The organism is Shewanella oncorhynchi (genome assembly GCF_012584455.1).
Taxonomy (GTDB): domain Bacteria; phylum Pseudomonadota; class Gammaproteobacteria; order Enterobacterales; family Shewanellaceae; genus Shewanella; species Shewanella oncorhynchi.
The window spans coordinates 49,657-57,588 of the sequence record NZ_JABAEB010000020.1 but is presented as its reverse complement, the minus strand read 5'-3'; the positions used below and the strand labels follow the sequence as shown (position 1 = coordinate 57,588).

At 45.1% G+C, this 7,932-nt stretch carries 9 protein-coding genes and 2 tRNA genes; 5 read left to right on the top strand and 6 right to left on the bottom strand.

Going from position 1 to position 7,932, the window contains the following annotated elements:
• From HGO26_RS21415 to HGO26_RS21405, 3 genes are all read right to left on the bottom strand, one after another.
• Window positions 1-77 (bottom strand) — tRNA-Val (locus HGO26_RS21415).
• A gap of 38 nt (window positions 78-115) precedes the next feature.
• A tRNA-Val gene (locus tag HGO26_RS21410) sits at window positions 116-192 on the bottom strand.
• A 250-nt stretch (window positions 193-442) separates the two neighbouring features.
• Window positions 443-1,822: an MATE family efflux transporter gene (locus HGO26_RS21405; RefSeq protein WP_168827724.1), complete on the bottom strand. Its 1,380-nt coding sequence runs from the start codon at window positions 1,820-1,822 to the stop codon at window positions 443-445.
• A gap of 33 nt (window positions 1,823-1,855) precedes the next feature.
• Here HGO26_RS21405 and HGO26_RS21400 point away from each other — a divergent pair, with 33 nt between their 5' ends.
• Window positions 1,856-2,479 (top strand): riboflavin synthase subunit alpha, encoded by a 624-nt coding sequence (locus HGO26_RS21400; protein ID WP_168827723.1) that lies wholly within the window; start codon window positions 1,856-1,858, stop codon window positions 2,477-2,479.
• A gap of 34 nt (window positions 2,480-2,513) precedes the next feature.
• Here HGO26_RS21400 and HGO26_RS21395 read toward each other — a convergent pair whose 3' ends face one another.
• Window positions 2,514-2,714 carry a CPXCG motif-containing cysteine-rich protein gene (locus HGO26_RS21395; RefSeq protein ID WP_028759934.1) on the bottom strand — a complete coding sequence of 67 codons (201 nt, stop codon included), beginning with the start codon at window positions 2,712-2,714 and terminating at the stop codon, window positions 2,514-2,516.
• A 247-nt stretch (window positions 2,715-2,961) separates the two neighbouring features.
• A complete protein-coding gene (locus HGO26_RS21390; protein ID WP_131525575.1) occupies window positions 2,962-3,195 on the bottom strand; it encodes a hypothetical protein in 234 nt (77 codons plus the stop codon).
• A gap of 291 nt (window positions 3,196-3,486) precedes the next feature.
• On the opposite strand from HGO26_RS21390, the gene thrS reads away from it, so the two are divergent.
• From thrS to rplT, 4 genes are all read left to right on the top strand, one after another.
• Window positions 3,487-5,415 carry a threonine--tRNA ligase gene (thrS, locus tag HGO26_RS21385; protein WP_168827722.1) on the top strand — a complete coding sequence of 643 codons (1,929 nt, stop codon included), beginning with the start codon at window positions 3,487-3,489 and terminating at the stop codon, window positions 5,413-5,415.
• A gap of 3 nt (window positions 5,416-5,418) precedes the next feature.
• Window positions 5,419-5,961, top strand: coding sequence for a translation initiation factor IF-3 (gene infC / locus HGO26_RS21380; protein WP_012089240.1), 543 nt, complete (start codon window positions 5,419-5,421; stop codon window positions 5,959-5,961).
• A gap of 84 nt (window positions 5,962-6,045) precedes the next feature.
• Window positions 6,046-6,240 carry a 50S ribosomal protein L35 gene (gene rpmI, locus HGO26_RS21375; RefSeq protein WP_006081653.1) on the top strand — a complete coding sequence of 65 codons (195 nt, stop codon included), beginning with the start codon at window positions 6,046-6,048 and terminating at the stop codon, window positions 6,238-6,240.
• A gap of 16 nt (window positions 6,241-6,256) precedes the next feature.
• Window positions 6,257-6,613 carry a 50S ribosomal protein L20 gene (gene rplT, locus HGO26_RS21370; RefSeq protein ID WP_006081652.1) on the top strand — a complete coding sequence of 119 codons (357 nt, stop codon included), beginning with the start codon at window positions 6,257-6,259 and terminating at the stop codon, window positions 6,611-6,613.
• Window positions 6,614-6,876: 263 nt separating this feature from the next.
• On the opposite strand, the gene trxB is transcribed toward rplT, so the two are convergent.
• Entirely contained in the window at window positions 6,877-7,830 is a 954-nt protein-coding gene (gene trxB / locus HGO26_RS21365; protein ID WP_007647644.1) for a thioredoxin-disulfide reductase, read from the bottom strand.
• Window positions 7,831-7,932: the final 102 nt, after the last annotated feature.

Sequence of the window (7,932 nt, the reverse complement as noted above, 5' to 3'; positions counted from 1 at the left end):
TGGTACACCCGAGTGGACTCGAACCACCGACCCCTACCATGTCAAGGTAGTGCTCTAACCAACTGAGCTACGGGTGCACTGTTTGAATTTCAAAATTTATACTCTTTGAAGAGAGTGGTACACCCGAGTGGACTCGAACCACCGACCCCTACCATGTCAAGGTAGTGCTCTAACCAACTGAGCTACGGGTGCATCGCAAAATTTAACAAGCTATTCAAAAGCGTTGCGCCTTGGAACGAACGCTATATTAGGGGCATAGCGCAGGGCAGGCAAGCAAAAAAAACAAATTTGTCGTCAAATGGTGAATTGCTGTGCAACTTGCCCAGTGTTTCAACAATGCCGCCGATAAAACCGCAATTTTTTATTCGCTTTACTTCAGAGAATGCATCGAAATCAAACTGATAAACCAAAAGGCGAGCACTGTCGCTCGCCATTAATGCAATCAATGGTGAACACTGTCACCTTCAATAAGGCTCAAATGCACGCCATGCTTTTGGATGTAACGCAGACGAATGAAAAATAACAGCGCTGCTGAGGTCAAGCCCGCAATCAATCCTGCCCAGAATCCATGGGCGCCCATCGCGGGAACGATATGGTCCGTATAAGCTAAGGTATAACCGAGTGACATACCAATCCCCCAGTAGGAAAACAGCGTGATATAAAAAGCGCTGCGTGTATCTTTATAACCGCGAAGAGCACCCGCTGCGACCACTTGAACTGAATCAGATAATTGATACAGGGCTGCCATCAACATCAAGCTGCCGGCTAAGGCAACCACTTCAGGATCACCATTATAAAGTTTCGCAATTTGGAATCTAAATAATACGGTCAAAACCGCTGTCGTTAGAGCAAGGGATAGTGCCAGCCATAAGCCCACTTTAGTAACCACCGCGGAAATATCAGCGCGATCACGGCCTAAGTAATAACCAATCCGAATCGATACCGCGATACCGATAGATAACGGCAGCATAAATACGATGGCAGAAAAGTTGAGTGCAATCTGGTGACTTGCGACCACTGTTGCGCCAAGTGGCGCGAGTAATAGCGCTATGATGGCAAATAAACTCACTTCAAAAAACAGCGCCATTGCTATCGGCATGCCGAGTTTGGTCATTTTCTTCATAGTTTCAAAGTCTGGGCGATGAAATTTACTGAAGGGAGCTAAAGCCGCGAATTTTTTATGCAACTGCATGTAAATGGTCATGGCAACTAGCATGGCCCAGAATACGAGAGCAGTGGCGATACCACAGCCTGCACCGCCCATGGCCGGTACGCCAAAGTGTCCATAAATAAAAATATAGTTAGCGGGGATATTTACGGCTAGACCGACAAAACCAATGACCATGGTCGGTAATGTATAAGAAATCCCTTCACTACAGCCGCGCAGCACTTGATATAGTACAAATGCGGGCGCGCCCCATAAAATACCGTCGAGATATCCTATGGTTAAGCGGTATAATTCAGGCTCCAAGTCCATGTGGCCAAGCACAAAGGGTGCTGATGCAAGGAAAACCATCACACCAATGCCGCCTATAATGGCAAGATAGGCACCTTGAAAGGCCAAAGGTTGGATAGCTTTTTGATTATTAGCTCCATTGTAGTGGGCAAATAAAGGCGTAAAAGCCATCAGTAAACCTTGGACGAACAGAATAGCGGGTAACCAAAGGCTAGTGCCGACCGCAACAGCGGCCATATCAACCGCGCTAACACGGCCCGCCATAACGGTATCAATAAAGCCCATCATGGTCTGAGTGACCTGAGCTATTAGCACCGGCAGCGCCAATTGGATTAAACGTTTGGCTTGATAGCCTGAATGATTCATAAATACAGCCTTTAACGATTAAGCGAGCAGAAAATGTTTACAGGTATAGTTCAAGCCACCTGCGAGGTGGTTGCAATACATAAGAAAGATGGCCTAAATACCCTTGAGGTAGCGTTCGAACCTGATTTGCATGAGGGACTTGCGATTGGTGCAAGTGTGGCAAATAACGGGGTATGTCTTACTGTGACTCAGGTCGTTGATGATAGGGTATTTTTCGACGTAGTGGAAGAGACCTTGCGACTGACGAATCTGGCTAATTTGTCTATAGGTCAAAGCGTTAATGTTGAGCGTTCGTTAACTTTCGGTAGTGAAATTGGTGGGCACATTCTCTCTGGCCATATCCATACTAAGGCCAAAGTCATCGATATTAGCCATACAGAACAGCATTATGATCTGACACTGGGCATTGAGCCTAAATGGATGGATTACATTTTTTATAAAGGTTTTGTTGGCGTTAATGGCTGTAGTTTAACGGTTGGCGAGGTGAGTGACTCCGGTTTTAAGTTGCACTTAATTCCTGAAACCCTAAAACTGACCAATTTAAGTCAGTATAAAGTGGGTGGTGAACTCAATATTGAGATCGACAGCCAAACACAAATTATCGTCGACACAGTCGAGCGCGTGCTGGCCAGGCGTTTTAACGAACAAGCACGTTAGTTTTGTGACATCGCAGCGTGTAGTGCAATCTCGTTTAATAGATTTGCTCGTCGTCTGAATCGATATACAGCTCAACCGTTCGTCTCGATTCATCGATGTGTAAGCGTAAGTGAATCGGATTACAACAAATTCGGCAGTCATCGTAATAATCTTGGTCTCCACAGCTGGCATCGATACTGATATCTTGATGGTGCCCGCAGTGGGGACAAGCAATAACTTTGTTCATGACTCTCATGGTGCAACTCCTTATCGCCAATAGAGCGAATCGCTCTGCTCAATCAACGCATCTCATACTTCGTACGCTTATCGCTTATATTGTCTGCACTTTGACGATTTCGAAACCTGAGTGCGCTTTATGTGCTTCCTATTTGAGTATACAGCAGAGTGCAGTGCACTGACTTAGATGAAGTCGGTCTCAAAACGCAGCATGATAGACCTTCTGGTTAAATATTTTCTTGTTGGATCATTATCTCTTCTAAAAACTAGTCCTTTGCCGTCACTAACCCCTCCATTTCATTGCTGTGTAACACGCCATCGCGGGCATCTTGGGTAATATCCAGCGTTAAACGCTGCATCTGTTGCTCAAGTTCACTTTTAATATCAACGAGTAACACTTGAGTATCAATCAAAGATTTGCTTGTGATTTTCACCTGCGGCTCAGGTAAAGCGGTTGCTGTGTGCGTGAGTGTTACAGCCAGTAGAATGCAGTTCAACATATCAACTCCCTTGTCATGTTTTCAGTGATGCCCAATAAACTGGCGCTAGAATAGGGGAGTTAGATGACCAAGAAGTTACCAAGACACTGCAAAATCATGAATTTGCTTTTTGTTTCCAATCCCAATTCTGGTCAATATGCTTGCGCCTTTTAGCTACAATCCCTTAGAATAAACGCCCTGCTACGCAAGGCGGCTAAGACTCCTGTACTGTCTTAACCTAGCGAGCATTTCTCTTACATTAACTAAAACCAAGTGGCCCTACGTGTGGGTCACCACTGGAAAGGACATTTCATGCCTGTAATTACACTTCCCGATGGTAGCAAACGCGAGTTTGCTCATACTGTATCGACCCTCGATGTTGCCGCCGATATTGGCCCTGGTTTAGCGAAAGCTTGTATCGCTGGCCGCGTTAATGGCGAATTAAAAGATGCTTGCGATCTCATTGAAACCGATGCTGAGCTATCAATCATTACCGCCAAAGACGAAGAAGGTGTTGAAATTCTTCGCCATTCTTGCGCGCATTTATTAGGTCACGCGATTAAGCAAATGTGGCCAGAAACCAAGATGGCGATTGGTCCTGTTATCGATAATGGCTTCTACTATGATATCGACCTTGAGCACAAGTTGACTCAAGATGACATCGACGCATTAGAAAAGCGCATGCTTCAACTAGCAAAAACTAACTATGACGTAGTAAAACGTGTCGTTAGCTGGCAAGAAGCCCGTGATACATTCGCTGCGCGCGGTGAAGATTATAAGATTGCCATTCTGGATGAGAACATCAGCAAAGACGCGACGCCTGCGCTGTATCATCACGAAGAATACACTGACATGTGTCGTGGACCGCACGTACCTAACATGCGTTTCTGCCAACATTTTAAATTAATGAGCATTGCCGGCGCTTATTGGCGTGGCAACTCAGAAAACAAGATGTTGCAACGTATCTATGGTACCGCTTGGGCCGACAAAAAAGCCTTGAGCACACACTTAACCCGTCTTGAAGAAGCGGCTAAGCGTGACCACCGTAAAATCGGTAAGCAGCTCGACTTGTATCACATGCAAGAAGAAGCACCGGGTATGGTGTTTTGGCATAACGACGGTTGGAGCATCTTCCTCGAATTAGAAAGATTCATTCGCCGTAAGCTAAACCAATATACTTACCAAGAAGTGAAAGGCCCATTAATGATGGACCGCGTGTTGTGGGAACGTTCTGGTCACTGGGATAAATACTCAGAAGCCATGTTCACGACCAGCAGCGAAAACCGCGAATACGCCATCAAACCAATGAACTGCCCAGGCCACGTGCAGATCTTCAACCAAGGGTTGAAATCTTACCGTGATCTGCCATTGCGTATGGCTGAATTTGGTTGCTGTCACCGTAATGAACCTTCAGGCTCGTTACACGGATTAATGCGTGTACGTGGCTTTACGCAAGATGACGCCCATATTTTCTGTACTGACAGCCAAGTTCAAGAGGAAGTGAGTGCCTGTATCCAGATGGTTTACGATACTTACGCGACCTTCGGCTTTGAAAATATCGTAGTAAAACTGTCGACTCGCCCAGAGAAACGTATCGGTGACGATGCGATGTGGGACAGAGCGGAAGAAGCACTTAAGCAAGCTCTGCGTGCCAATAATATTGAATTCACTATTTTGCCAGGCGAAGGCGCGTTCTACGGACCAAAAATCGAATTTACTTTACACGATTGTTTGGACCGAGCGTGGCAATGTGGTACTGTGCAGCTCGATTATGCGTTGCCAAGCCGTCTTGGTGCAACTTACGTTGCCGAAGATAACAGCCGTCAGACCCCAGTGATGATCCATCGTGCTATTTTAGGCTCTTTGGAACGATTTTTGGGTATCTTGATAGAAGAATATGCAGGACGTTTCCCAACTTGGTTAGCCCCAATGCAAGTTGTCGTGATGAATATCACCGATAAACAGGCTGATTATGTTGAAGAAGTCGTAAAATTCTTCAAAGAACAAGGTATTCGAGCGTCTTTTGACTTGAGGAATGAGAAAATAGGCTTTAAAATACGCGAGCACACCTTAAGGCGTGTCCCTTATTTGTTGGTCGTTGGCGATCAAGAAATGGAAAATAAGGAAGTAGCGGTGCGTACCCGTGATGGTATCGATTTAGGTAAGATGCGACTTGAAGATTTCGCCACTAAAATCCATCAACAGATTTCGCTCCGTAGTCTCAAATTGTTGGAGGAATAGGTCATAAAGATCAAAAAAACAGCAGGGCGTCAGCCGGCCCCTAATAGAATCAATGAAGAAATCACAGGTGTACCAGAAGTACGCTTAACAGGCATTGATGGTGAAGCTATTGGTGTGGTAAGCATCAGAGATGCTCAGAATTTGGCAGATGAAGCAGGTGTAGACCTAGTAGAAATCAGCCCAAATGCTGAACCTCCAGTATGTCGCATTATGGACTACGGTAAGTTCCTTTTTGATAAGGCTAAGTCAGCCAAGGAACAAAAGAAGAAGCAAAAGCAGGTTCAGGTCAAGGAAATTAAATTCCGTCCTGGAACTGACGAAAACGACTATCAGGTAAAACTACGCAACCTGATACGTTTTCTGGAAGACGGGGACAAAGCGAAGATTACGCTTCGTTTCCGAGGTCGCGAAATGGCACACCAAAACCTGGGTATGGATCTATTGAACCGTATCAAGGCTGATTTGGACGAGTATGCGGTTGTTGAATCTTTCCCGAAAATGGAAGGCCGACAAGCAATTATGGTGCTAGCGCCTAAAAAGAAATAAGTAGGGCAAAACTTAAAGTAGCAAAGGTCTATGGCCTTTGCTCGCCTTGCTTTTTATTAAACATCCCAATGCGGAGTTTTAGAAATGCCTAAAATGAAAACAGATAAGGGTGTAGCGAAGCGTTTTAAGAAAACCGCTAATGGTTTCAAGCGCAAGCAAGCACACTTACGTCACATTTTGACGAAAAAAAGCACTAAACGTAAACGTCACTTACGTGCCAAATGTTTAGTATCAAAAGCTGACGTTCCAGCAATCGCGCGTCAATTACCTTACGCTTAATTTAGGAGTTTAGAAAATGCCAAGAGTTAAGCGTGGTGTAACCGCTCGTGCTCGTCACAAGAAAGTTTTAAAACTAGCTAAAGGTTATTATGGCGCTCGTAGCCGTACTTACCGTGTTGCTGTTCAAGCAGTAACTAAAGCTGGTCAATATGCTTATCGTGACCGTCGTCAGAAAAAACGTCAATTCCGTCAACTTTGGATTGCACGTATTAATGCTGCCGCTCGTCAAAATGGTCTGTCTTACAGCCGTTTCATCAACGGTCTGAAAAAGGCGTCTATCGAAATCGATCGTAAGATTTTGGCTGACATCGCTGTATTCGACAAAGTTGTATTTGCAACTTTAGTTGAAAAAGCAAAAGAAGCGTTAAACTAAGAAATTAGTTTGTTGCTGTAGAGAAGGGACCATTTGGTCCCTTTTTTTGTGCGCCATTTTTGACTTAACCTAATGATGTTATTTACCTAAACACTTATAAGCGCCCATCTAACTGGTACAAGATTAAGAATCGTGAAGGAAAGACACGTGCGCGCGTGAACAGTACTTACTGGTAAGCCCGCAAAAATTTTGCTATTGCTTAACGATTTTGACCTAAAAAAATAGCAGGCTAAACCTGCTATTCGTTGAAAAATCGAGTCTAGTTACTTCTTAGCGTCTAAATAACGCTCTGCATCGAGTGCAGCCATACAGCCGGTGCCAGCAGAAGTAATGGCTTGACGATAATGTTGGTCCATCACATCACCACAGGCATAAACACCTTCGATACTGGTTTGCGTGGCGTTACCTTGCAAGCCACTCTGAACTTTTAAATAACCGTGGTTCATTTCCAACTGGCCTTCAAAAATACCGGTATTAGGGCTGTGACCAATAGCGACGAACACACCAGCAACGGCTAAGTCAGTGATCGAGCCATCTTTAGTGCTCTTCATCTTCAGACCTGTCACACCCATGGCATCACCAACCACTTCATCCATGGTTTGATCTAAGTGAAGGATGATGTTGCCATTGGCGACTTTGTCCATCAGACGGTCGATTAAGATTTTTTCTGAGCGGAAGGTGTCACGGCGATGGATGAGGTGAACTTCAGCAGCAATATTGCTTAAATACAATGCTTCTTCAACGGCGGTGTTGCCGCCACCGATAACTGCGACTTTTTGATTGCGATAGAAGAAGCCATCACAGGTTGCACAGGCTGATACACCGCGACCTTTGAAAGCTTCTTCTGACTCTAACCCTAAGTAACGGGCAGAAGCGCCAGTTGCGATGATCAGTGCATCACAGGTGTACTCGCCATTGTCGCCTTTCAAGCGGAAAGGGCGCTCGGTTAAAGTGACTTCGTTAATGTGATCGAACAAGATTTCAGTATCGAACTTTTCAGCATGCTTCTGCATACGTTCCATCAAGGCTGGACCCGTTAAGTCGTCCGCGTCACCTGGCCAGTTTTCAACTTCAGTCGTCGTGGTTAATTGACCGCCTTGCTGCATACCTGTGATCATCACAGGTTTTAAATTCGCACGCGCAGCATAAACGGCTGCGGTATATCCTGCTGGGCCTGAACCCAAAATCAATAAGTTACAATGTCTGACCTGGCTCATTTTTATCTCCGTGCCTTTAGCAAATTGCAAGGATTGTAGGGAATTTACCTGTGGGGGTAAAGTGTTGGAGGGCGATTCTTTTAGATTGCACTAATCGAGTCC